This window comes from Povalibacter sp. (assembly GCF_036520495.1).
GTDB lineage: Bacteria > Pseudomonadota > Gammaproteobacteria > Steroidobacterales > Steroidobacteraceae > Steroidobacter.
Genome location: NZ_DATDJO010000004.1, coordinates 57,103 through 81,107, shown reverse-complemented (window position 1 = coordinate 81,107; position 24,005 = coordinate 57,103). Strand labels below are relative to the sequence as shown.

Below are 24,005 nucleotides of genomic sequence, written 5' to 3'. Positions count from 1 at the left end.
AGATTGATGCATCGATTCGTCGTTCTTGCAGCCATCACCTGCCATACCGTATTCCTGTCGGCTTGCGCGACCTCCGCCCCTCGAGCCGCAGCGCCGACGCCTCAGCCAGGATCGGAGTCCATTTCACAGGAACGACTGCGGCGCATCGACGGATTGCTGGATCAATACGTCGCGGCCAATAAAATCGCGGGTGCCGTCGTGAGGGTTCTGCACGATGGACAACCGGTCTACGAACGGGTCGCGGGCTGGAGCGATCGCGAGTCGCGTCGGCCCATGGCGAACGACACCTTGTTTCGCATCGCCTCGCAATCGAAGGCGATCACGAGTGCCGCTGCGCTCGTGCTCATGGAAGAAGGCCGGCTCACTCTGAACGATCCCGTCGGGATCTACATCCCCGAATTCAACCAGACCACGGTGGCGACGCGGGATGACCACGGCGCAGTCGCAACGGTCCCCGCCAAGCGCCCGATCACGATCCGCGATCTGATGACGCATACGTCCGGCATCTCGTACGGCCGCGAGCCCATCATCGCTGCGCAGTACGAAGCGAAGGGGCTGGGCCCGGCTGCCGGGCAGGGCTGGTACACCGCCGACAAGGACGAACCGATCTGCGACACGATGGCGCGCCTCGCCACCCTGCCCTTCGTTTCGCAGCCCGGCGAAGCCTGGGTCTATGGCTACAGCACCGACGTACTCGGGTGTGCCGTCGAACGCGCCGCCGGCGTGCCGCTCGATGAAGTGATTCGCACGCGCATCACCGCTCCCCTGGCCATGAAGGACACGTCATTTTTTGTACCGCGCGATCAGGCAAACCGGTTGGCAACGCTGTATGCCTCGGATGCCGACGGTCTCGCCGCACGCGCACCGGAAGGACCGACAGGCCAGGGACATTACATCGACGGCCCACGTCGCAGCTTCTCGGGTGGTGCGGGACTGATTTCCACCGCGAACGATTACGGCCGCTTCCTGGAAATGATCCGCAACGACGGCGCACTCGACGGCACACGCGTTCTCTCACCGCGCAGCGTCGCGCTGATGCGAACCAACCAGAGCGATACGCTGTATCGCACACCCGGGCAGGGCTTCGGCCTGGCCTTCGACACCGTGGATACCTTCGGCGCTTCCGGCCTGGCAGCTCCCGGAAATTTCGGCTGGGGCGGCGCCTACGGCTCGCTGTACCGCATCGATCCCCAGGCGCACCTGACCATCGTGCTCATGATCCAGCTGATGCCGAATCAGACGGACTTTCGCGAGAAGCTGCTGAATCTCGTGTACGCGGCGGTAATGGAGCCAGTGCAGCTTTGATAAAGAAGAAGAATCGGAAAAAGATCTCCACGGGGGGCACGGGGAAACACGGGGTTGAAGAAGACAGGCGACGCGCAACTTCATCCTCTCCGGGCGCATTCGGGCCTCACGACCCTCTACATGTCGCGAAGAAATTCTGTCTGGGCTGTCTATTCTGAACCCCGTGATCCCCGTGATCCCCGTGGAGATCTTCTTCCGCCTTCGCTTCATGCCTGGGATGTAACCCGCAGGTCGCGAGTGACCTTGATCGCATCTTCCACGCCGCTGTAGTACCCGGGTGCGCGGCCGGTTTCCTTGTAGCCGAGGCGTGCGTAGAAACTACGGGCTTCCTGATTGCCGGCGCGCACTTCGAGATTGATGCGGAAGACGCCGGCGATCACGGCGCTCTCTTCCACCCATGCGATCAGGCGTCGGCCAATGCCGCCGCGTTTACGATCCGCGGCGACGCCGATGAGGGTCAGGTGCACGGACTCAGCGTTGAACTGCGCCATCGCGAAACCGACCAGCGTGCGATCGTCGCGGGCGACGACGACCAGATTCTCACGCTCCCTCATATGGGCGGCCACGCGTCGCGGCGTCCAGCGCCATGGCAGGCCGGGCTCGATCAGCAGCCGCGACATATTCGCAATGCCGGGGGCATCGCCGATTTTCGCCGGGCCGAGGACTACGCTGTCAGACATGGGGGGAGGATAGTCCTTTGCTATGATCCGCCCAAGTAGCGAAAGACAGAGCTGCAAGACGGTGTCGGAAGACACGCCGCAAGGTCGCGGAATCCAATGCGCTTTCATCACCTCGATTTGAATCTGCTGGTCGCGCTGGATGCCCTCCTGACGGACCAGAGCATTACGCGTGCGGCCGAGCGCTTGCACCTGAGCCAGTCGGCGATGAGCGGCGCATTGGCGCGACTGCGCGAGCATTTTCACGATGAGCTGCTCGCTCAGGTCGGCCGCAAAATGGTACCGACGGCCCTGGGCGAATCGCTGCGCACCTCGGTCCGCAACGTCCTGCTGCAGATCCAGTCGACCATCGAACAGCGATCCGCGTTCGATCCCGACACATCCGAACGCCGCTTCTCGCTCATGAGCTCCGACTATGTGACTGCGACGATCATGACCGACGTCGTGCGCCGCACCAGTCAGCTCGCCCCCGGCGTCACCTTCGAATTACTGACCCAGGACGACTCGGCCGTTGAATCTCTTGATCGCGGTGACATCGACTTCGTCGTGCTGCCCCGGGATCACGCGCTCGCCGATCATCCTTCGCTGGAGCTGCTGAATGAGCGCTATGCCTGTGTGGTGTCGAGCGACCACCACGACCTCGGTGAAAGCCTGTCGTTCGACGACTATCTGCGCATGGGACACGTCATCGTCCGCGCCGGCAGGACACGCATCCCGGCCTTCGACGAATGGTTCCTGTCACGCTTTGGATTTGCCCGACGCATCGAAGTAGTGACGACCAGCTTCTCGGCCGTACCGCCGTTCCTCGTCGGCACGCAGCGTATCGCGATGATGCCCGAGCGCCTGGCGCGTCACTACGCCGCACTCCTGCCCTTGAAGCTGTTGCCGCCGCCCATCGACATCCCACCGCTGACCGAAGTGCTGCAGTGGCACCGCGTCCAGGACAAGGATCCGGCGATCATCTGGTTGCGGGAGCTGATTGGCGAAGTCGCTGCCGCCCCGGTTTAGGACGCGACGGAACCAAGTCAATTGCACAAAGGAGCACAAAGAAAAAAACACAAAGGAACACAACGAGAATGACCGCCAGAGAACTGCGTGTCCGGGACATGAATTTTTTGTGCTCCTTTGTGTACCTTCACTCGACGGAGCGATGAATGTTCCCCTGGTTGAGACTGATCAAGGTGAGTGCGCGGCTCGCCGGCACTGCGCGCATGGCATTGCTGGAAACGAGTCGCGTGCGCCTGCGAGCCTGGCCGAACGACCTCGACATCAACCTGCACGTCAACAACGGGCGTTACCTGGCGCTCGCCGATCTTGGCCGGTTCGACTGGTTCATACGTACCGGTGTCTTCCAGCTCGCGCGACGGCACGATGCCGTGCCGGTCATCGGCGATGCGATCGCCAAATTCCGCCGCGAGATCAAGGCATGGCAGGCATTCGAGATTCACACGCGCCTGGTCGGCTGGGACGAACGCTGGGCCTTCCTCGAACATCGTTTCATCCGCGAGGGAAGAGTCATCGGCGTCGTCGCCATCCGCGGCGTCTTTCGCGGACCGGAGGGCTCCCTCACACCCGGAGAACTGATGGCCGGACTCGGCGTGTCCATGACCTCACCGCCGCTGCCGGAGTGGATCCGCGAATGGCACGCGGGCTGTGAATCGTTGTCCCATACGCTACGAGCCGAGGAAGCAGCAGGGAGAACGCCGCGAAAGACCACATAAAAAAACTGACTGATCAGAGAGGGTACCGAGCGTGGCTTCCGGACCCTTGATCTGTCCTTCTTTTATGCCCGTGGGATTCCCTTCCAGTCGCGGTCTTTCGCGGCCTCGCTTCTCTGCTGCCCTCCCTACTTCGCCGTCAGCGAGCGGATCTGATCGTCCTTGCCGGTCACCTGCCAGCGGATCAGCGATACCGGGATCAGGCCTGCGGCATTGATGTCGGCGAAGTAGTCGTACAACGAGAACGCATCACCGAGTTGTTGCGAGCGCTGCAGCAACAGCTCCTCGAGCAGGTACTTGCCCGTGATGTAGCTGGTGCCATAGCCGGGCTGCCGCAAGTACAACTGCTGCTCGAAACCGAGCAGATCGAGATCCGGGCGCATCCAGCCGCGCGGCGTCCATTGCACGTGGAAGTCCGCCGCTTCCTTCATGGTGAATTCATTGGCGTGGGCATAGAGCGAGCCCAGCCCGCGAGCGGCTCGCTGCGCCAGCATGATCCAGACGATCTCGCGTGCCCGCGGCTGATCGTCGAACAGGCCGGCGTGCAGCATCATTTCTTCCATGCCGGTGGCCATGCCCTCGGCGCGACTGTCCCAGATATTGAACAACAGCGGTCCGCGCCGAATCGGACTCGCGTGCGGTTCGTCACGCATCTGCGCGAGATCCCACCAGTGATAGAAATGCGTGTAGAGCGTAAGCGGTTCGCGATGCGTCGCCATGGCGAAGAAGTTGCGCGTCGCCTCGGGCACGAATTCACCGATCTGTGCGCGCATGGCGGGATCCATATAGTCGTGGATCGGCATGATCTTTCGATCCGCGAGAAACTTCATGTAGCGCGCCACCGCCTCGTTGCCGCGTCGCTGGAATTCTTCCGGGCTCGAGATCACCGGCATGGGCGGAAGATTGCGATTGCGCTGCTCTTCGAGGCGCAGACCCGTGTGCGCGCGTGCGAGTTCGCGCTTCAGCAACGTCACTTCCTCTTCCCACGACAGCGGCACTAGGTGAACGTTGCGCAGACCCCAGGTGTAGTTGTCCCGTCCGATGCCCGATGGCCCATTCTTCGAAGGCGCCTGCGCTTCGAGCCATGCCACGAATTCGCTGGTCGCGACCTCGGCAACACTGATCGCCTGCCGCAGTTCGGCGCTGACGCCCGGATTCTCCTTCTCGAGATTCGCCAGATCCTTTGCCTGCTGACGGACCGTTCCGATCCCCGCGATCCACAGATCGCGCGCATTGCCGGTGAGATTCGCTGTCGCCTGTTTGAGCAAGGGCGGAATGCCCCGCAGCTGTGCTGCCAATCGCGTCTGGTCCGCGACAGACAAGGGGGATCGGTACATCCACAGCTCAATCAGGGCGTGATTCGTCGGTCCCTCGTGTGCCGGCGTATCGCTCTGCGCCGTCCACACAGAGACATAGAAGGCAGGATCGCGCTGCCAGGGACGCAGCACTCGCAAGTCGAAATCGAGCCCGTTCATTTCCGCACGCACGACGTGGTAGTCGACCTGCTGCGGCACCGGCCACGACGATGGATCGATTGCGCGCAGGCGCTCCTGCATGTCGCGCAGCCCCTGCTGCTTGCGCTGCAATGTCGTTTCCGTGTAGTCGGGGGCACCTTCGCGCAGAGCGGGCCGCTCGAACCCGCGCCATTCGGTGAACAACGACAGCAGATCGTTGTAGGAACCGGCAGCAAACGCTGTTGCAGTGACGAGGCTCATGAGCATCCCCCAGCAGAAACGTCGGAAGAATACAGCGGCATGCATGGACATCCTCCGCAGTACGTCGGCAGGCGGCTATCGTCAGCTTCGCCCGCTGACGACGCAAGGTGTGAAGAGCCGATGGAAGGGCCTGCCCAAGGCGCGCAGCCAGCAAACCAGGATCAGTACGTGCGCGATCCAACGGCCAACTACAAAGTCCTATCGGAAGAGGCGAACTGGATACACGAGGGGCAAACACGAAGTAGAACCCAAGGAGCTGGGGTGCACTACCTCAGCGTTTGTGCTCCTTTGTGTACCGGCTCAGTCTTCTCTTAGCACCGACCACAACGCAACGCTGGCGCGATCGACGAAACCCAGCTTCGCGTACAGCGCGCGGGCACGCGCGTTCTCCCAGCTCACGTGCAGGAATGGCGTGAGTCGGCGCGAAAGAATTTCATGGCACAGCTCCCCCACCAGGTGTGCCGCGAAGCCGCGACTGGTGAAATCCGGATGGGTGCATACAGCACTGATCTCGACGTAGCCGTCGAGGCACATGCGTTCGCCGGCCATCGCTGCCAGCGTGTTGCCCGCGTAGATGCCGATGTATCGACCCATTTCGTTGGTGCGGGCGCGGAAGTAACCGGGGAAAACCCGTGTGGTCAGCTCGATCATGTCAGCGCGATCGGCATCGGTGAGCGCACGGAACTGCGGCCCTGGCTTCGGCTCGATGCGTGCGTGGCAAACCATCTGCGCAATCGAGGTTTGCAACAGCACCTGCCAGCCTGCATCCAGCGGCGGTGCGACGCCGACCAGGTAGACGGATTCACCCGGCTCGATGATCTGCCGCAGTCGATCGCCGGCTTCCCTGCTGGCGTTCGCGACGGCCGCAAAGGGCGCGACCGCTGCGGGATAGCGCGCCGCGACATCGTTGGCAATCGCGAGACCGGCGTGTTTTGTCGTCAACGACTGCCACAGCGGATTATCGAGCGGGTGTGAATCCATGGCCTGCAAGCTTAGTCCCAGTCGAGGGGCCGAAACCACGGTCAGGGGTCGATGGCTCGGCTGAGCGATTCGCGGCTCATCTCGTGGGTTCGGCTTTAGGAACCTCTGATTTATTCCCCGTTCGCCCTGAGCACCGTGACCGCAGGGAATGGTTTACCCATCGAAGGGTGAACGCTACGGTGTTGAAACCAGGGCACTAATTTTTGGGTGTGCTTCGACAATCCCAGCACGAACGGAATAAATCAGACCTTCCTTTAGTCGAACATCTGCATTTTTCGGGACGTCCGGCTGCGGCCGAAGGGAAACCCCGCGGGAAAGCCGGACCCACAGAGGAACCGGAGAAGCATCCTTAGTAAGTGCCATTGCGGTCAGCCGCTGCCATAAGGCCGCGTGATGATCTCGAGATAGTGGCCGTTCGGATCGTTCCAGTAGAGCCCGCGCCCGCCGTCGTTGCGATTGATCTGCCGCTCGCGGGTATGCATGGGATCCGCCCAGTACGGCAGACTGCGCGCCTGGATTCGCGCAAAGATCGCATCGAATTCCGCCTCGCTGACCAGGAACGCATAGTGCTCGATCGGCATGGCTTCGTCCGAATCCTGGAAGTCCAGTGTCACGCCATTGTCCAGCGACACCATCCAGAAAGGACCGAAGCGCCGGGGAGGATCCCGACCGAGAATTTCCGCCAGGAACGTCGCCGCGCTCAACGCATCGCGCGCCGGCACGATGGTGTGATTGAACTGGATTGCCATTGGCATATCCCCCGCCACGCGCATGATGTTTCGACCGTAGCCACTCACTGTGGCACCGTCAACGGGCGCGGCAGCGCCGAATCGGCGATTCGAAAAGCACGTTCGGCCGGACGTCATTGCCTGCAGCAGCGCCGCGGCTCATTTTCGTCCGGATGAGCGCAATGACAAACTACGACAACGGACGCCCGCGTACGACTCCACGGCCTGACAACAGCAGGAGGACGATATGGTGTTACGTCGAAACGAACTCTGGTACGGACTCGGCTCACTGATCCTCGGGATCGTCGGCGCACGCGTCGGCGACTTCGCCATGCAATGGCAGCCCGTGCCTGCCGGCATTCCGGGGCGAACTGTGCTGGCGTATCTGAGTGCTCTTATCCTCATCGCGCTGGGAACGGCAATGCTCACCGGTATACGACCCAGGGCGACACTGCTGGCCGCGACTATTTTCTACGGACTGTGGGTCGTGCTGCTGCATCTGCCGGCCGCAATTGCCAATGCCTCGCAGCTGTACGAATGGAATGGGCTGGCGGAAATTCTGGCGATCACCGCGGGCGGTGCTGCGGGTTGGGCACTGGCCGACGCAGCCACCACGCAAAGCAACCGCGTTGCGCACATCGCCCGACTGATCTTTGGTACCTGCCTGCTGGTCTTCGGCACGAGCCACTTCGTCTACGACGATTTCAGCGCCGGACTGATCCCAGGCTGGCTGCCGGCACCGTTGTTCTGGGTCTACTTGACGGGTGCCGGCCATGCAGCGGCTGGGCTGGCCTTCCTTGCCGGAGTCGCGACCCGACTCGCATCGACGTTGCTCGCCGCGATGTTCGCCTGCTTCGTACTGCTGCTGCATCTGCCGCGTGTGCTCGCGCATCCCGAGCTGCGTGTCGAATGGACCATGCTTGGGATCGCAGTGACGCTCACCGGCGCCGCATGGCTGTTGCGCGCAACGGTATACCCATCGTCCAGCCGGTCGACTGACGACGCTATCGCCGCCGTCAATCGTGATCGGCAGTCAGCACTCGCAGACCAAGCAGCACCATCGCCAGGCCAAACGTCCGGTCGATCCAGTGACGCAGGGACATGAGCCTGTCCCGCACGAGACGATGGGTAAACACCGTCGCCACCAGCGTGAACCACAACCACTGCAGGATCATCAGCCACACGCCGTAGATCATGAGCCAACCGGTCGGCAGATCCGGCGACAGCACGATCGTGAACAGCGCCAGGAAATAGATCGGCGCTTTCGGATTGAAGGCATTGCAGAGAAAGCCTCCGGCGATCAGGCGCCAGGGGCGATCAGACACGGATTCTGCCTCGGGCGCGGTCACGGGTCCCGCCTTGCTGAGCAAGCTGCGAACGCCGAGATAGATGAGATAGCAGCCGCCGCCGACCTTGAGGATCATCATCAACTGCACCGAGTGCGCGATGACCGCCGCCAGTCCCGCCGCGGAGTAGACGATGTGAATGGCGAGGCCCAGCGCAATACCAATGCTGGCGAATAGTCCCGCCCTTCTGCCGTATACCAGTGACTGACGCGTCACGAACGCGAAGTCCGGACCCGGCGACGCCGCTGCAAGCAGGTGAACGACAGTAATGACGGCGAAACCTTGCCAGAAATGCATGCGTCTTCCTCCGGTGGCGACTTACTGCAACAGACTCGAGTCGATCACGCAAACCCGATGTGGCCAGCCGGAAAATAATGCGTACTTCAATCTCTGGCCGGTTGGCCGTTAGCCCGTTAGCCAGTACGCCCGTTAGCCAGTTAGCCGAACCCGCGAAGAACGCTCGCATCATCCTGACCACGTGCCGGCTCAATGGCAAAGGCATCAGGCCGCGATGCCTGAGGCTGCTTCAGTCCGGGATCGCGCGATCGATCGCCCACTGCAGCGCCTCCGCGAGCCCGCCTGCATCGACATGACCCACCACCGTCGTGGCGACGGCCAGTACCGCTGGCGAAGCATTGCCCATCGCTAGCGGATGCCCGACGACTTTCAGAGCGGGCAAATCGTTGTCGGCATCGCCCACATACATGGTGTCGCGCAGATCGACGCCGTACTCCGCGGCGATAGCGCGCATGGCACTGCCCTTGCTCACGCCGGCGCGGGTCATGCCGACGAACGCCGTGTCCGGCATGAGTGGCGATGACGACACCGCGACTTCGAGTTCCGGATCGGTATCCTGCAGAAATTTTTCGGCGCCACTGAGTTCGACCAGCCACTGACCACGCACGATTTCGCCGCCCAACGACTCGAAGGGCCTCGCATTGAATGGCACTCCCAGGAGCGCCGCGTGCTCACGCGCACGCTGCGCCGTACTTTCGATGGCGTACTCACGATCGCCGTAGAGCTCGAGGATCTCGCCGGTACGGCGCGCCTGCGTTATCAGTCTGCGCAACGACGCGTCCGGCAAGTGGACCGAGCGGCTGTGTCCCGATGCCAGATCGAGCACGCTGGCGCCGTTCTGGAAGGCGTGCCAGCCCGCGGGATCGAGTCGGCGTGCATAGTCCAGGGCCGCGCCGAACGCGGCTCGGCCGGAACACAGGACGAGATGAATCCCGGCCGCCCGTGCGCGATCGGCAGCCTGCCACACCGCCTCCGGCACCAGGCCCGAGGCGCCCACCAACGTTCCGTCCACATCGATACCAATGAGTTTCACGCCTGATGCACCTTCGCGGCCGAGCCTCGGGATTCGTCACCCGCAGACGGGGCGATAGTCCGACACGTCATAACCGAAATCCGCCATGGGCGACTCGAAGAATGGCGCGATCCAGATGGCGTCGACACCAAGCTCGCCACCAGTAAAGGCGATCGATGATGCCCTGGCTGGCCGGCTTCTTCCGTATTGAAACCGGACAGTTGGCCAAGCGGCTAAAGCGTCCGCAGGAAAACCACCAGATCGGCCTTCTCGCGGGCGGTCAATCTGGTTTCCAGGATCAGATTGAAGAATTCCACCGTGCCGGCCTTGGTGGCGGACATGCGCTGCATCGTCGCCGCGAAGTCTTCCTTCGGTACGACGGGCGCATAGCTCGACGGTGGCGCCTCGGCGCTGAAGGACGCCGCAGATAGCATCATCGCAACCATTGCCACGGCTAGTGACGGCAATCCCCCCGGCGATCTCGAATGATCATGATTGGATCCTGGCATTAGGTTCTCTCCCCGGCCGACGTGTGCGGCGACGTCAACGGCCAATGCCCGACACGTCGACAGGGTTCCCGGCATCCTGATTTGTTTTCCGCATGTTCCTGCGGCGTTCACTTGCAGCCGACGGATTCTTCATCGCCCTTCAGGAGCGGTTGATCGCATAGTTGGGGTCGTAGCCGCTGCCCCGCCGGATCTGCTCGTTGCCCGCATCGATGCGCGCTGCATCAGGGCCTCCGACCGCAATTGCGATCAGAGCTTGATGATCCACCCGCGCCGCTGCAGAGCACGCATTGCCCAGCCGATGCTGCCGACGAACACGATGATGGGCAGGATGAATGCGGTCTGTGAACCGATGATTCCCGCAGCCGCCGTGTACAGGACGTCCATGATCTTCCAGTTCAGTACACCTGCGGTCACGTAGTGGAGCACGTACGCTGCGATGGCGTTCACGCCAAACGCGGCAGCGAGAGGCGTCAACGGCAATCGCCACCGACGCACATCGATGAACTCGTGCAACGCACCCAGCACCGCGAGCGTGATGCCGCTGGTCACCAGTACGAAGCTCGCTGACCAGAGATCCTTGCTCACGGGAATCACGAGCGCCGCGAACCCGCCCGCAACGAGCAGCAACACGCCTCCGATCGCGAAGCGAAGCGGGGTACCCGATGCAGAAATCTGACGCCCCGCGATGATCCCGAGACATCCCTGCGCGATGGCGGGCAGCGTACTCAACAAGCCTTCCGGATCGTAACCGAGCGGCCCTCGCACATAGATATGCGTGCCGAGCACAACGCGGTCCACCCAGGCGATGAAGTTGGCGCCGGCAACGTGCAGATCGACCGGCGTGCCGTCGGGAACCGGCAGATGACACAGCGCCGAATACCCGACCAACAAAGCGACAGCGACCGTAACGAGCGCGCGCGTCGAGAGCACGAGCTGCGACGGCGCAATGACCAGGAACACGATGCCGATTCGCTGCAGCACTCCGCCCCAGCGAAACGTATTGGCCTCCGGGTCCGCCAGCCAGTAGATGTTCGTGAGGAACAGGCCGAGCAGGATCAGTCGCAGCGAACGAACTGCCATGCGTTGCATCGTTGCACGATCCAGCGCACCGGTTGGCATCGAGAGGGCCACGGAAACGCCGACCATGAAAATGAAGGCGGGAAAGACCAGGTCAGCAAACGTGAGCCCGATCCAGTGCGAATGCAGCAACGATGCTGGAATGGGAAAACGCTGCAGACCCGCGGCGGCATTCACCACGATCATGCCGATGACGGTGAGTCCCCGGAGAATATCCAGGGAAGCGACACGATACGAGGCGGGCATGAAATCAGGAGGTACGCAACGCGAGCGCCGTCTGCTCGGCCTGAGGCCCGACGATGACGTGCCACGTCAGCTCGTTGACCGCAACCGCGGCTCGGGCGCCGGCGCACTTGATGGCCTCGGCGGTCACCGCAGACGTCTGCTTCAGTTTGAGACTGAGGCGCGTCGAACTCACCCGGATATCGTCGATGTTGTCGCGCCCCCCGAGCGCAGCGGCCAGAGCGGCGACATCCAATGACTGTCGCGCGGCCGGAAGCGGTTTCGTGTTCAGCGCGGCTCGAATGTCGCCCGCCAGCTGGTCGGCAATCGGGCCGACGACGACTTGCAGCGTATTGGTAGACGGACGCACCTCGCCGCGTGAACCGAGTTGTTTCAACTGCGCTTCGTTGACTGCCGTCTGGTCTGCAATCACCAGGCGCAGACGTGTCGTGCATGCATCGATCGACACGAGGTTGGCCGCACCGCCGAGAGCGCTGATCCAGGCGTGCGCGGGGCTCGCGCCGGTGGCGACAGCGACCGGTGCGGCGGCCTCCTCCGTATCGCGACCCGGCGTCTTCAGATCGAAGCGCACGATCACGAACCGGAACAGGCCGTAATACAGCGCGAAGTAAGCAACACCGATCGGCAGCAGCCACCAGGGTCGCGTCGAGCGCGAGAAGTTGAGCACGTAGTCGAACAGTCCCGCAGAAAAGCCGAAGCCCAGGCGCACCGAGAACAGATCCATCACGACCATCGCAAGTCCCGTCAGCAACGCATGGATCGCATACAGCGCCGGCGCCAGGAACATGAAGGAGAACTCGATCGGCTCGGTGACGCCGGTCAGGAACGACGTCAGCGCCATGGACAGCAACAGGCCGCCGACGGCCTTGCGTCGTTCGGGGCGTGCCGACTGGTACATCGCCAGGCACGCCGCCGGCAGGCCGAACATCATCACGGGAAAGAAGCCGCTCATGAACGCGCCCGCGGTCGGATCGCCGGCGAAGAAGCGCTTCAGATCGCCGGTCACGCCGTGGTAGTCGCCGAGCAGGAACCAGGCGATGTTGTTGAGGATGTGGTGCAGGCCGGTGACGATCAGGACGCGATTGAGAACACCGTAAGCAAACAGACCGATGGACTCTGACCCGAGCACTGCCTGACTCAACGCGTCCATGCCGCGCTCGAGGATCGGCCAGCCGAAACCGAAGCACAGCGCCACGACGAGCCCGGCAAAACCGCTCGCGATGGGCACGAAGCGTCGTCCGCCGAAGAAGGCGAGATACGCCGGCAGACGAATATCGCTGTAACGGTTGTAGAGCGCACCGGCGATCAATCCCGAGATGATGCCGACCGGCACACTCAGCTTGGCCAGTTCCTTGGCCCGAAACGCCGCCTCCGCGAGCGCTACCGCCTGACCGGTCAATTGAGCGCTCACGTCCGCAGGGACGGGAATCAACACTTCCGCACCCTTGGTCGCAACCAGATAGCCCACGACACTGGCGAGGCCGGCCGCGCCGTGATTCTCGCGAGCGAGGCCCACGGCGACGCCGATCGCGAACAGAAGCCCGAGGTTCGAGAAAATCGCGTCGCCCGCTGCCGCAATCGCCGTCACATCGAGCAGATCAGGCTGACCGAGACGCAGCAGCAGCGCCGCGACCGGCAGAACCGCAATCGGCAGCATCAGTGCGCGACCGATCTTCTGTAATCCGGAGACGACCTGTTTCATAGCGCCACCTTGAGTTCGTGCGACGACTCCGTCAGCAGCGAGCGCACCGCCTCCGAGGAGTCCTGTGCCATCGCGCGCTGGGCGAGTGCGCGGCAGGAGTCCAGCGTCAGCTGACCGATGAGATGTTTGAGACTCGGAACGATGGAAGGCACGACCGACAGTTCGCTCACGCCCAGCCCCAGGAGCACGGGCACGGCAACCGGATCGGATGCCAGACCGCCGCAAACCGCCACGACCTTCCCATGCCGCGAACCCGCCTCCGCCGCCATCGCAATGAGGCGCAGCACTGCGGGATGCAGTCCATCGATGCGTGCAGCAAGTTCTGCGTGGCCGCGGTCCATGGCCAATGTGTATTGCGTGAGATCGTTGGTGCCGATCGACAGAAAGTCGACCTCCCGCGCGATCTGATCGGCGATCACAGCCGACGCCGGCGTTTCGATCATCGCGCCGAGCTGCGGCAACGTTGCGATGCCCAGCTCGCGGGCGACCTCCGCGATCACAGATCTGACCGTGCGAATCTCGGCGACGTCGGTGATCATGGGCAGCAGCACACGACACTGCCCTGACGGCTGCACCTGCAGCAGCGCTCGCAACTGCACCCGCAGCAACTGCGGCTGCCACAAGCTGGTCCGCACACCGCGCAATCCCAGCGCGGGATTGTCCTCGGCTGGCAACGGCAAGTACGCAATCGGCTTGTCGCCGCCGATGTCCAGCGTACGGATGATCAGCGGTCGCCCGCCCAGGGCCTCGGCGATTTCCTGATAACGGCGCAACTGTTCGCGTTCGTCCGGCGCCTGTTCTCTGTCCAGAAACAGAAACTCGGTGCGGAGCAGACCGCACCCCTCGGCGCCTTGCGCCACAGCGGCTTGGGCTTCGGCCAGCGAGCCGAGGTTCGCGAAGACCTCGACACGTTGACCATCGGCGGTTCTGCACGGGCTCTGCGCCACCGAGCGCTCGGCGGCGAGTCGTTGCCTGCGAGCGGCAATGGCGCGCTCGGCAGTCGCCAGCTCCACAGGTTCAGGCGTTACGCGCAGGACTCCCTGCTCCGCGTCGAGAATCAGCTGCGTGTCATCGGCGATGTCGAGAATCGCGGCACCTGCAGCAACGAGGGTCGGCACACCTACTGCGGCAGCAAGAATCGCAACGTGCGACGTCGGGCCGCCGGTGGCGAGACAGATACCGGCGAGCTTGTGAATATCCAGCGAAACGAACTGTGAGGGCTTGAGATCCTCTGCGAGAACGATCGCGCGATCGGGAATCTCGACCTGCGCCGCCGGTGTCTGGCCGAGCAGTGCGATCAGCACCTGACGCTCCAGGTCCAGAAGATCGTCGACCCGTTCGGCGATGCGGGGATCGCCGAGTCCCTTCAGCACCTCTGCACTGTCACGTACGGCACGACGCCAGGCAAAGGCCGCGCTCTTGCCGCGGGCGATGGCACGCCGCGCGGCCGCGACCAGTTCCCAGTCATCCACGAATTCAAGATGCGCCGTGATGATCTCGCGCGCTGTTGCGGTCGATGTGCTCGCCAGCTGCTGCAATCGATCGCGGACTTCGGATCGTGCGCGATCCAGTTCGCCGCTCTCGTGCGCGAGGCCGGACCCAGCTTCGGCGACGACAATCTCCGCTTCGCGGAGGAAGAACGCTCTGCCGATGGCGAGCCCGCGGCTGGCAATCACACCGCGCAGCCGCGACCTGTCGATCGGGCCGTTCGCGACGGCATGTCTCGGCGGCTGAGATGCGGATTGCGCCGGTGCCGGATGCTCGAGGCCATTGATCAGCTGTCGCAACCCGGCAATCGCCTTGACAGCATCCGCTCCCGTGGCAACGACAGTGAACTCATCGCCGCCGCGAATGCCGAGCGACATGAGGGCGACCGCGCTGCGCGGATTAGCGTTGCGGCCGTGCGCCTGTATCTCCAGTTCGGTATTGACCCCGCGGGCGTAGCTCGCGACGAGCGCCGCGGGCCGCGCGTGGATGCCATGCTCATGGACGACGCGAATCCTGGCGGTCTCGCTGCCGCCGGAATCGGGAATTGCCTTGGCACCCGCTGACGCGACAGGAGCAATCTCCAGCAATGCGTCGCCCACCGCGACTTCCCGATCCACGTGGCGCGCGACGATCTCGAACTGCTCGCCGTTCGTAACGATCAGCGGCGTCATCAGGCTCTTCGCCTCGCGCGCCAGGAACTCCAGATCGAAGCTGAGCAGCTTGTCTCCCGCGCGCACTTTTGCATTGGGAACCACGTGCAGCTCGAACCCCTTGCCGCCGAGCCCCACGGTGTCGATGCCGACGTGCATGAGGATTTCCGCTCCGTTCGTCGCACGCAATGCGATCGCATGACGGGTCGGAGCAATGGAGATCACTTCGCCGTCACAGGGCGCGAACAGCACGTGACCCGTCGGATCGATGACAGTGCCGTCGCCCAGCATCTTCTGCGCTAACACGGCGTCGGGTATTTCGTCGAGCGGTGCGCTCCAGCCAGCGAGCGGGGCCAGCAGTGTCAGTCGTGACATCGTCACTCCCCGGTTGCGGCCAGCTCGATGCTGTCGATCACCCAGATGGGATCGACGGTGTTGCGCGTGAAGATAAAACACAGATCGTGCTCGCCGGCGCGCGGTGCGATTCTCGCCGGCGGCAGTGACGTCACGGCAGGACTCGATGCCGCAGGCGCGAGCGGCAGCGTAGCCAGCTTCTCGCCTTCACAGCTATCCAGCCGCACTTCGAGTTCTCCCTCCGGTGTTTGCGGCGTCGGCAACGGGATGGCCTTCACGTCGTTGCCGATCTGGAAGTTGAAGGGCACCTGCCCCACCGCCACACTGATGGATGTGGGCCTCGAGAGGTCCGCATCCTTGAAAATCCAGCACGGATTCAGGATGTCGACCAGGAACACGGCTCGATCGCCGTGCACCGGCGCATCATCTGTCAGCGACAGCACGAGCTTGTCGCTGCACATGCTGAGCTGGTGACTGTTGCGACGCTGCGTGCCGGCATCGATCGCGTTCAGCGTCGCGTCGGTGGGCGCGTAGTGGATTCCCAGCGCATCGTAGCGACGCAACTGCGCGGGCAACCGGGCCTGGAAATCTGCCCAGTCGCGCCGCTCGGCCGGCGACCAGGCGACCTCCGCCAACGCAGCGGCGCGCGGGAAGGTCATGTATTCGACCCGCTGTTCGGTTCGCATGTGCTCGGTGAAGATGGGAGCCTGCACACCGAGGATATGCTTCAGCTGATCCGGCTGCAGCGCCGCCGGCGCTGGATCGAAGCGGTACACATCCTCCAGGCTGATGACCCAACCGCGACCGGGGGATGGATCGTTGGGGCCGTTCTGTCGATTGTCGAAGTACAACGCCGGCTGCGGCGCCAGCACGGCGTCATGCTCCGCCGTCGCAGCAGCGACCGCGCCATCGATCCCACGCCATGACATCACGGTGGCGTCGGGTGCGAGTCCTCCTTCGAGAATTTCGTCCCAGCCGATCAGTTTGCGATCGTGGGCATTCAGGAATTTCCCGATGCGCTGGATGAAGTAGCTCTGCAGGGCGTGTTCGTCCTTGATGCCGAGCCTGCGCATCTGCGCCTGAATTTTCGGCGACGCTTTCCATTCGTCCTTCACGGCTTCGTCGCCGCCAACGTGGATGTATTCGCCCGGAAACAGCGCCATGACTTCGGTCAGCACGTCTTCCAGGAAACTGAACGTCGCATCGTCCACATTGAACAGCGTCGAATAGACGCCCCAGTCGGCAGGCACCACGGGCGGGTGCGTACCCGTCACACCCAGCTGCGGATAGGCCGCCACTGGCGCGCTCGCATGTCCGGGCATTTCTATTTCAGGAACGATGGTGATGTTGCGCGCCGCTGCGTACGCCACGATGTCGCGCACTTCATCCTGGGTGTAGAACCCGCCGTAGAGCCGGGGTTTGCCGGTGGCTGGATCGATATCGTTGACCGCAGCGCCAGCAGGCACACGCCATGCGCCGACACTCGTGAGCTTCGGATACTTCCTGATCTCCAGTCGCCAGCCCTGGTCGTCGACGAGATGCCAATGCAGCACGTTGAGCTTGTGCAGCGCCATCCAGTCGATGAACTGTTTGACGAACGATGGTGATTGAAAGTGGCGCGCCGAGTCGAGCATCAGGCCGCGCCAGCGAAACCGCGGTGAGTCCCTGATCGTCACCGCAGGAATCGAGATTGCGTCGCCTGCAGCGCCGGGCGTCATGAGCTGCCACAACGTGACGGCGCCATAGAAAAGGCCGCGAGAGTCGCCGGCAGAAACCACGATCCGCTCGGGGGAGATGGTGAGCGAATAGTCTTCCTGCCCGACGCTCTCGCCGGCCATGAGCTGAAATTCGATCGCTCCCTGCGTATCTGCGGAAGCGGAAGCGTCCACTGGTAATGACAGGCTGCGCGTTCGCTGCAGCAGTTCTACGAAGTAGCGGGCTACCGGCTCTGCGGCCGAGCCCGCCGGGACAAGGATTCGCGTCGATGGCGTGACGTTGAACTGCCCGGACGTCGTAGCCATCTCCCGCGGCATCGGAATGATCGACACCGGTTGCGGCGCGGCCTGCACCGCTGCCGGCTCTGACCTGGAACAGCCGCCCGCCAGTGCGAGGAGTGCGCAGCAGGCAAGAGCGGGAATTCTGTATTGCTGATGCATGGACGAAAACCAGCCGGGAGCAGCGACCGCGAAATCCGTGCGCGATCGCATCGTGACGCACTCAATCATTCCGGAAAAGGCCCCCGGCCCGATCGGGTCGGGGGCCGCCTGGTCAGAACTTGGCCCGGACGTTGAGATAGTACTGGCGCCCGTTGTTGTAGAACGCGCTCGGTATGAATGCGCTCTGGTAGTAAGTGAGCGTTGGATCGTTGAGATTCAACGCATCCACACTGATGTTCAGCCACTCGGTGGGCTTGTAACTCAGTGTCACCGACAGGGTGCCGAAATCATCCTGGTAGTACGGATTGGCGCCCGACAGGCCGATCAGGAACGCGGTGCGATAGGTGTAGTTCACGCGTGCACCGAACCTGTCGTTCTCGAAATAGGCACCCGCGTTGTAGGTGTCCTTCGAAGTGCCTACCAGGTTGTTGCTGCCGTCGGCCCAGGTGTGGGCGGTCTTGCCATCCGCGTAGGTGTAGTTGGCATTGAAGCCGAACCAGTCGCCGATGGGCTGCTCGTAGACCAGTTCCAGGCCCGTCACCTGGCCGTTGGAGTTGACCGGAACCGCGACGTTGTACGCCTCGAGCTGATTGGTCAGCTCGCTGTACAGCATCCGTGTTTCGGTACCGAAGGCAATGTAGTCCTTGAGGTCCATCGCAAAGGCCCCGACGGATAGCAGGCCGCGTGGCATGAAATACCACTCGAGGTTGCCATCGAAGTTCGTGGACAACACCGGCTTCAGGTGCGGGTTGCCGCCGCCGCCGGTCTTGTTCAGATCCGAGCCCCAGCTGGAAGCGCCCAGTGCTGAATAGTCCGGCAAGGTCATGGTCTGGGAAGCGGCGAAACGGAAGACCACGTCGTTGCCCATGTCGAACTTCAGGTTCGCGCTCGGCAGCACCTTGTTGTGCTTGTTGCTGGTGTTCTGATAGATCCAGTTACCAAACAGACTGCTTACGTCGGCATTCGCTGCACTGGCGACCGCCTGGTAAGAGTTGATGTCCTGGTCGACGTTGACATAGCGCAAGCCGAAGTTGCCGCTCCAGGCGCTGCCGGCGAAGTTCGCCTGCACGTAGGCGGCGAGATTCTTCTCAGCCACCTTCCATTCGCCACCGTAGTTGTGACGGCCAGTCGGACCGTCGTTGTCCGACAGCCAGGTGGAGTTGTTGATGATCGCGTCCTTCAGTGCGCTCGGCGTGAAGTACCACAGGTCACGCGGGAAGGAGCCGCCGATGCCGCTGCCGAAGTCGCCCGGGTAGGCACCGGTCTCACCGTTCTGTAGGTCGGACCAGATGTCACCGGGGCTCGCGCCCTCGGGCGAACGGGTTTCACGCTCGTGGTCGGCGTAGCGGGCACCGAAGTCGAACGAGGTCAGAGCTCCCATGTCCACGTCCTGGCTGAAGTCCAGATTGATCCAGTTTTCCTTGTCCGTGGCGGTGACCTGCTGATTACCCCAGGTACCGAAACTCGTCACGCCGGCCGGAGTGTTGTTGCCACCCACACTCCAGTCCAGCGGCGAGCCGATGCCATGGCTGGTCCAGCTGGCGCCGCCGCCGCTGCCCGTGGTCACTTCGGCAATGAACTGACGATCCGTCGAGCCTTCACCCTCGGTCGTGCCCACCTGGACCTTGGAACGCAGGGCGTCATTGATCTGCCAGTCGGCATCGAAGGTGATGTAGTTGCTCTTGGCCGTGGCTTCACGATAGATCATGTCGTACACCGCGTAGTTTCTATCGGCTACGCCCGCATACGTCGCATTGGTCAGTACGCCGTTCTCGACCGTGTAACCCGGCAGCGGCGACTGGATATTGGCAAAGCTGCCGCCCCACAGCATGAAGTTGCGGTTGTAGTTGTTGGCGTCCATGTCGGAGAGGAAGCCGCTCAGGCCGAGGGTCAGGTTGTCTGAAGGCCTGAACTGTAATTCCAGCAAGCCACCCGTGCGATCACGAACCTGTTCGAACAGTGTCGAGCCGACGAGGCCGGGGGCATATACACCCACCAGATCGGGATTGTTGATGCCGACTTGGGTGAGGCTCCCGTCGGGATTCTGGCCGGTGATCTTGAAGAACCCGCCCGGGATTTCCTGCGCATCACGGCGCAGCGAGCGCTCCTGCTTGAAGACCTGCAGCAGCACGCCGAAGGTGCCGTCTTCGTTCTTGTAGTTGAAGAGACCCGACAGCTGCGGATCGTAGGAGTCGGCCTGGTCGGAATACACGCTGCCGACGGAAGCCTCGACGGTGAGCGACTCGGAAAATTGCAATGGCTTGCGCGTGATGATGTTGACGGTGCCGGTGGTGCCGCCTTCCTGCAACTTCGCGTGCGAGGACTTGTTGACTTCCACCGAGCTGACCAGTTCGGACGGCAACAGGGTGTAGCTGACGCTGCGGCCGACATTATTGCCCTGGCTCAGCACGAACCAGTCAGCCGAGCCGACGCTGTGGCCGTTGATGAGGGTCTGGGTCAGACTCGGGCTGGTGCCACGCAGGCTGACGCGGTCGGCTTCGTCAAAGCCGCCTTCATCGGCGCTGGATGAGCTGATGTTCACGCCGGGCAAGCCCCGCAAGGCGTCGGCCACGTTGTGTGCCGGCAGCTTGCCGACTTCCTCGGCAGTCACGACCTCCAGACGCGAGTCGGCATCGCGTTTGACCTCGAGCGACTGTTCGATACTTGCGCGGATGCCCGTGACGACGATTTCCTCGAGCGACTCGTTGGCACGTGGTGCAGCAGCCGTGGCCGTCTGTGCCAGCGACGGTGCAGCGTGGTGGAACAAGGCGAACGCAATCGCCGTACCTAGCAACGTCGAACGTGTGGTGTTCATGTGCGACCCCTACCCCTGTTGTTTTGTCAGCGGACCAATTGCGGGCCAATATAGTACCAATACAATGGAATTGCCAAGCCGGTTTGATACCAATAATTTTCTGCAGTACGTTTTTATTGTTTTTCAATAAGTTAAATAAAAACACGGCGTAGCCGAAGTCTATATTGGTATTGCATTGGTAATATTTGAGTGGCATCTTCTCCACCGTAGAAAACACAACAAGAGACCGGAGACCCCTCTTGGCCACGCTGTCGCAATTCCTTCCGAAGCTCGATGAGGCGCACGACCTGCCCCTCTATCAGCAGTTGCAGCGCTCGCTGCGCGACGCGATCGAGAAGCGCATCGTCGGGCCCGACGATGCATTGCCTCCCGAACGCGACCTGGCGGATGAGCTGTCGGTCTCGCGCATCACGGTGCGCAAGGCGATCGATGGACTCGTCGATGAGGGATTGCTGGTGCGCCGCCAGGGCGCGGGCACCTTCGTCTGCGCACGCGTCGAGAAAAATTTCGCGAAACTCACTTCGTTCTCGGAAGACATGCGCGCCCGCGGCCGCAAGCCGCGCAGCGTCTGGCTGAATCGTGCCGCCGGCACTGTCACTCCGGAAGAAGCGCTGACCTTGCGATCGAGCCCGGGCACACCGGTGTATCGCTTCAACCGCATTCGCTATGCCGATGACGCACCGATGGCGCTCGAGTACGCGACCGTGCTGGCGTCCTGCCTGCCGTCGATCGAAACCGTCGAGACCTCCTTGTACGAAGCGCTCGAGAAGAATGGCTCACGCCCAGTGCGCGCATTGCAACGGCTGCGCGCGGTGCTGTTCACGGCCGAACAGGCCAAGCTGCTCAAGGCGCAGGAGCGCGATGCCGGTCTGCTGGTCGAGCGCCTTGGCTTCCTCAAGGACGGGCGCGCCGTGGAATTCTCACAGTCGTACTACCGCGGCGATATCTACGATTTCGTCGCCGAACTCAGCGCCACCACGTGAACAACGATACGCGCATGTTCCGGGAAGCGGCCGAGGCTCCCGAGGTGGTACGCAAACAGATCCAGGCGAACGAGATTCGCGCGCAGGAACTGGGCGATATCCTGCAACGCCGCGCGCCGCGCGCTGTCGTCACCTGCGCGCGCGGCAGCTCCGACCATGCAGCGACATTCGCCCGCTATCTCATCGAAACGCACGTCGGCGTGCTGACGTCATCGGCATCGCCCTCGTTGAGCTCGGTCTACGCCACCAGCACCGATCTGCGCGACGCAGCCTTCATTGCCATCTCGCAGTCCGGCAAAAGCCCTGACCTGCTCGCCGCGGCGGAGCGCGCCAGGCAATCCGGCGCATTCGTCATCGCCCTGAGCAACACGCCGGATTCGCCACTGGCGCGACTGGCTCATTACTCGATGGATCTGCATGCCGGCGCGGAAACCAGCGTGGCAGCGACCAAGTCCTACATTGCCTCGCTGAGCGCGATCGTGCACATCGTCGCGAACTGGACGCGCAATGCCGGGCTGCTCGATGCGCTGCTCCTCGCGCCACAACACCTGCGCGAGGCATGGTCGCTCGACTGGAGCGCCGCGATCGCGCATCTGCGCTCTGCGATCAATCTGTTCGTCGTCGGCCGTGGCTATGGCCTCGCCATCGCGCAGGAGGCGGCGCTGAAACTCAAGGAAACCTGCGGACTGCATGCCGAAGGCTTCAGCGCGGCGGAAGTGCAGCACGGCCCGATGGCGCTCGTGCGTCCGGGGTTCCCGGTACTCGCCTTCTCGCAGAGCGATGAAACGCGTGGCGGCATCGAAACGCTGTCGCGAAATTTCCTGGAACGCGGCGCTACGCTGTTGCTGGCTGGCGGACGCGCCGACGGCGCCATCGCACTTCCCGTCGTGGCCGCCCATCCGGTAATCGAACCGATGCTCATGATTCAGAGTTTCTACCGGCTGGCAGCGTCGCTGGCGCTGGCGCGCGGCCTCGATCCGGACGTGCCGCCGCACCTGCGCAAAGTGACCGAGACCTTCTGATGCTCCTCGCATTCGTCAATGGCCGCGTACTGCAACCTGCCGGGTTCACCGCAGGACTCGCAGTCATAGTCGAGGGCTCGCGCATCGTCGACGTCCTCGCACAGGACGATCCGCGGGTTCGAGGCCTGATGCAGCACGATCTGCGTGGCCAGCTGCTGCTCCCCGGCTTTCTCGATACGCAGGTAAACGGCGGCGGCGGTGTGCTGTTCAACGACAACCCCGGCGTCGAATCGATTCACGCCATCGGTCGCGCACACCGGCGCTTCGGCACCACCGGATTTCTGCCCACGTTGATCAGCGACGATCTGCACGTGGTCGAAAACGCGATCGCAGCCGTCCAGGCCGCCATCGACGCGGGCACGCCGGGCGTACTGGGCATTCATATCGAAGGGCCCTTCCTCAACGCCGAACGCAGGGGCGTGCACGACGCGGCCAAGTTGCGCGAACTGGACGAAACGGGCTTGCAGCTGCTCACGTCACTGCACGGCGGCAAGACGGTGATCACGCTGGCCCCTGAAATGACCACGCCGCAGATGATTCGCCGACTGTCGGATGCCGGCGTGATCGTCTCTGCCGGCCACAGCAATGCCAGCTACACCGAAATCCGCGCTGCCCTGACCCAGGGTCTGCGTGGCTTCACGCATCTGTTCAACGCGATGTCACAGCTCACGGGCCGCGAGCCGGGCGTGGTCGGCGCAGCACTGGACGATCCGACGAGTTGGTGCGGCATCATCGTGGATGGCCTGCACGTCGATCCGGTCGCCCTGCGGATCGCCCTGCGCAGCAGGCCGCACGACCGCTTCATGCTGGTGACGGACGCCATGCCGAGCGTTGGCATCGACGGCAATGAATTCATGCTGCAGGGACGGCGGATCATCGTGCGCGACGGCAGGTGCCTCGACGAGAACGGCACGCTCGCCGGATCGCACCTGAGCATGTCGGAGGCGATTGCCAATGCGCAGCAGATGCTGCACCTCGATCTCGCTCAATGCGTCCGCATGGCGAGCGAATACCCGGCGACATTCCTGGGGCTCGATGGCGAACTTGGCAAGATCGCGCCGGGTTACCGCGCGAGCCTGGTCCAGACGGACGATCAGCTGAACGTGATCGAGACGTGGATCGACGGCAGGACCGCGGAGCCCGATCGTTGAGGAGTGATCGCCGCAAATCCCGCAGGGCAAAGACTGCAAATGAATAGTCTGATCCTTTGCGGGTTTTGAGCCTTCT

General features: G+C 62.9%; 18 protein-coding genes and 2 pseudogenes. 7 read left to right on the top strand and 13 right to left on the bottom strand.

The window, feature by feature from the left end; all coding sequences use genetic code 11:
• Positions 1–6: 6 nt before the first annotated feature.
• The gene (locus VIZ63_RS01255; protein WP_331607658.1) at positions 7–1,305 is read left to right on the top strand and encodes a serine hydrolase domain-containing protein; all 1,299 of its coding nucleotides are present in this window, start codon (positions 7–9) and stop codon (positions 1,303–1,305) included.
• Between the two features lie 206 nt (positions 1,306–1,511).
• Here the strand turns inward: VIZ63_RS01255 and VIZ63_RS01250 are convergent, their stop codons facing one another.
• Positions 1,512–1,985, bottom strand: coding sequence for a GNAT family N-acetyltransferase (locus VIZ63_RS01250; protein ID WP_331607657.1), 474 nt, complete (start codon positions 1,983–1,985; stop codon positions 1,512–1,514).
• 96 nt (positions 1,986–2,081) lie between these two features.
• On the opposite strand from VIZ63_RS01250, the gene VIZ63_RS01245 reads away from it, so the two are divergent.
• Both VIZ63_RS01245 and VIZ63_RS01240 read left to right on the top strand, forming a co-directional pair.
• Positions 2,082–2,990, top strand: coding sequence for a LysR family transcriptional regulator (locus VIZ63_RS01245; RefSeq protein WP_331607656.1), 909 nt, complete (start codon positions 2,082–2,084; stop codon positions 2,988–2,990).
• Positions 2,991–3,136: 146 nt separating this feature from the next.
• Positions 3,137–3,703, top strand: coding sequence for a thioesterase family protein (locus VIZ63_RS01240; protein WP_331607655.1), 567 nt, complete (start codon positions 3,137–3,139; stop codon positions 3,701–3,703).
• Positions 3,704–3,828: 125 nt separating this feature from the next.
• Here VIZ63_RS01240 and VIZ63_RS01235 read toward each other — a convergent pair whose 3' ends face one another.
• The 3 genes from VIZ63_RS01235 to VIZ63_RS01225 form a co-directional block, all read right to left on the bottom strand.
• On the bottom strand, positions 3,829–5,415 hold the full coding sequence (locus VIZ63_RS01235) for a DUF885 family protein (RefSeq protein ID WP_331607654.1): 1,587 nt from the start codon (positions 5,413–5,415) through the stop codon (positions 3,829–3,831).
• Between the two features lie 300 nt (positions 5,416–5,715).
• Positions 5,716–6,396 carry a GNAT family N-acetyltransferase gene (locus VIZ63_RS01230; protein ID WP_331607653.1) on the bottom strand — a complete coding sequence of 227 codons (681 nt, stop codon included), beginning with the start codon at positions 6,394–6,396 and terminating at the stop codon, positions 5,716–5,718.
• A gap of 368 nt (positions 6,397–6,764) precedes the next feature.
• Entirely contained in the window at positions 6,765–7,145 is a 381-nt protein-coding gene (locus tag VIZ63_RS01225; RefSeq protein WP_331607652.1) for a VOC family protein, read from the bottom strand.
• 226 nt (positions 7,146–7,371) lie between these two features.
• Here VIZ63_RS01225 and VIZ63_RS01220 point away from each other — a divergent pair, with 226 nt between their 5' ends.
• Positions 7,372–8,229 (top strand): DoxX family membrane protein, encoded by an 858-nt coding sequence (locus VIZ63_RS01220; protein ID WP_331607651.1) that lies wholly within the window; start codon positions 7,372–7,374, stop codon positions 8,227–8,229.
• On the opposite strand, the gene VIZ63_RS01215 is transcribed toward VIZ63_RS01220, so the two are convergent.
• From VIZ63_RS01215 to VIZ63_RS01175, 9 genes and pseudogenes are all read right to left on the bottom strand, one after another.
• Positions 8,141–8,767 carry a LysE family translocator gene (locus VIZ63_RS01215; RefSeq protein WP_331607650.1) on the bottom strand — a complete coding sequence of 209 codons (627 nt, stop codon included), beginning with the start codon at positions 8,765–8,767 and terminating at the stop codon, positions 8,141–8,143. The genes VIZ63_RS01220 and VIZ63_RS01215 overlap by 89 nt on opposite strands.
• 229 nt (positions 8,768–8,996) lie before the next feature.
• Positions 8,997–9,800, bottom strand: a complete 804-nt coding sequence (locus VIZ63_RS01210) for an HAD-IIB family hydrolase (RefSeq protein ID WP_331607649.1) — start codon at positions 9,798–9,800, stop codon at positions 8,997–8,999.
• Between the two features lie 45 nt (positions 9,801–9,845).
• Positions 9,846–9,932 (bottom strand): annotated as a pseudogene (locus VIZ63_RS01205) (alpha-amylase family glycosyl hydrolase); the annotation flags it as partial.
• Between the two features lie 80 nt (positions 9,933–10,012).
• Positions 10,013–10,111: pseudogene (locus VIZ63_RS25305) on the bottom strand (hypothetical protein); the annotation flags it as partial.
• A gap of 423 nt (positions 10,112–10,534) precedes the next feature.
• Complete coding sequence (locus VIZ63_RS01195) at positions 10,535–11,611, bottom strand: acyltransferase family protein (RefSeq protein ID WP_331607647.1); 1,077 nt, start codon at positions 11,609–11,611, stop codon at positions 10,535–10,537.
• Between the two features lie 4 nt (positions 11,612–11,615).
• Complete coding sequence (gene nagE / locus VIZ63_RS01190; protein WP_331607646.1) at positions 11,616–13,310, bottom strand: N-acetylglucosamine-specific PTS transporter subunit IIBC; 1,695 nt, start codon at positions 13,308–13,310, stop codon at positions 11,616–11,618.
• Positions 13,307–15,823: a phosphoenolpyruvate--protein phosphotransferase gene (gene ptsP, locus VIZ63_RS01185; protein ID WP_331607645.1), complete on the bottom strand. Its 2,517-nt coding sequence runs from the start codon at positions 15,821–15,823 to the stop codon at positions 13,307–13,309. The genes nagE and ptsP overlap by 4 nt, the downstream gene beginning before the upstream one ends.
• Positions 15,824–15,825: 2 nt before the next feature.
• Positions 15,826–18,009, bottom strand: coding sequence for a family 20 glycosylhydrolase (locus tag VIZ63_RS01180; RefSeq protein ID WP_331607644.1), 2,184 nt, complete (start codon positions 18,007–18,009; stop codon positions 15,826–15,828).
• A 61-nt stretch (positions 18,010–18,070) separates the two neighbouring features.
• A complete protein-coding gene (locus VIZ63_RS01175; protein ID WP_331607643.1) occupies positions 18,071–20,773 on the bottom strand; it encodes a TonB-dependent receptor in 2,703 nt (900 codons plus the stop codon).
• A gap of 248 nt (positions 20,774–21,021) precedes the next feature.
• On the opposite strand from VIZ63_RS01175, the gene VIZ63_RS01170 reads away from it, so the two are divergent.
• Genes VIZ63_RS01170 through nagA form a run of 3 tightly spaced genes read left to right on the top strand, consistent with a single transcriptional unit; the run spans position 21,022 to position 23,929 of the window.
• Positions 21,022–21,756, top strand: a complete 735-nt coding sequence (locus VIZ63_RS01170) for a GntR family transcriptional regulator (RefSeq protein WP_414703736.1) — start codon at positions 21,022–21,024, stop codon at positions 21,754–21,756.
• Positions 21,757–21,770: 14 nt separating this feature from the next.
• Complete coding sequence (locus tag VIZ63_RS01165) at positions 21,771–22,778, top strand: SIS domain-containing protein (RefSeq protein ID WP_349261097.1); 1,008 nt, start codon at positions 21,771–21,773, stop codon at positions 22,776–22,778.
• A complete protein-coding gene (gene nagA / locus VIZ63_RS01160; RefSeq protein ID WP_331607640.1) occupies positions 22,778–23,929 on the top strand; it encodes an N-acetylglucosamine-6-phosphate deacetylase in 1,152 nt (383 codons plus the stop codon). The genes VIZ63_RS01165 and nagA overlap by 1 nt, the downstream gene beginning before the upstream one ends.
• Positions 23,930–24,005: the final 76 nt, after the last annotated feature.

Excerpts from the sequence above, each read along its gene's own strand:
- VIZ63_RS01215 (WP_331607650.1), bottom strand. The coding sequence starts at position 8,767 with ATGCATTTCTGGCAAGGTTTCGCCGTCATTACTGTCGTTCACCTGCTT.
- VIZ63_RS01165 (WP_349261097.1), top strand. The coding sequence starts at position 21,771 with ATGTTCCGGGAAGCGGCCGAGGCTCCCGAGGTGGTACGCAAACAGATC.
- nagE (WP_331607646.1), bottom strand. The coding sequence starts at position 13,310 with ATGAAACAGGTCGTCTCCGGATTACAGAAGATCGGTCGCGCACTGATG.
- VIZ63_RS01175 (WP_331607643.1), bottom strand. The coding sequence starts at position 20,773 with ATGAACACCACACGTTCGACGTTGCTAGGTACGGCGATTGCGTTCGCC.
- VIZ63_RS01235 (WP_331607654.1), bottom strand. The coding sequence starts at position 5,415 with ATGAGCCTCGTCACTGCAACAGCGTTTGCTGCCGGTTCCTACAACGAT.
- nagA (WP_331607640.1), top strand. The coding sequence starts at position 22,778 with ATGCTCCTCGCATTCGTCAATGGCCGCGTACTGCAACCTGCCGGGTTC.
- VIZ63_RS01180 (WP_331607644.1), bottom strand. The coding sequence starts at position 18,009 with ATGCGATCGCGCACGGATTTCGCGGTCGCTGCTCCCGGCTGGTTTTCG.
- VIZ63_RS01255 (WP_331607658.1), top strand. The coding sequence starts at position 7 with ATGCATCGATTCGTCGTTCTTGCAGCCATCACCTGCCATACCGTATTC.
- ptsP (WP_331607645.1), bottom strand. The coding sequence starts at position 15,823 with ATGTCACGACTGACACTGCTGGCCCCGCTCGCTGGCTGGAGCGCACCG.
- VIZ63_RS01230 (WP_331607653.1), bottom strand. The coding sequence starts at position 6,396 with ATGGATTCACACCCGCTCGATAATCCGCTGTGGCAGTCGTTGACGACA.
- VIZ63_RS01220 (WP_331607651.1), top strand. The coding sequence starts at position 7,372 with ATGGTGTTACGTCGAAACGAACTCTGGTACGGACTCGGCTCACTGATC.
- VIZ63_RS01250 (WP_331607657.1), bottom strand. The coding sequence starts at position 1,985 with ATGTCTGACAGCGTAGTCCTCGGCCCGGCGAAAATCGGCGATGCCCCC.
- VIZ63_RS01195 (WP_331607647.1), bottom strand. The coding sequence starts at position 11,611 with ATGCCCGCCTCGTATCGTGTCGCTTCCCTGGATATTCTCCGGGGACTC.
- VIZ63_RS01240 (WP_331607655.1), top strand. The coding sequence starts at position 3,137 with ATGTTCCCCTGGTTGAGACTGATCAAGGTGAGTGCGCGGCTCGCCGGC.
- VIZ63_RS01245 (WP_331607656.1), top strand. The coding sequence starts at position 2,082 with ATGCGCTTTCATCACCTCGATTTGAATCTGCTGGTCGCGCTGGATGCC.
- VIZ63_RS01225 (WP_331607652.1), bottom strand. The coding sequence starts at position 7,145 with ATGGCAATCCAGTTCAATCACACCATCGTGCCGGCGCGCGATGCGTTG.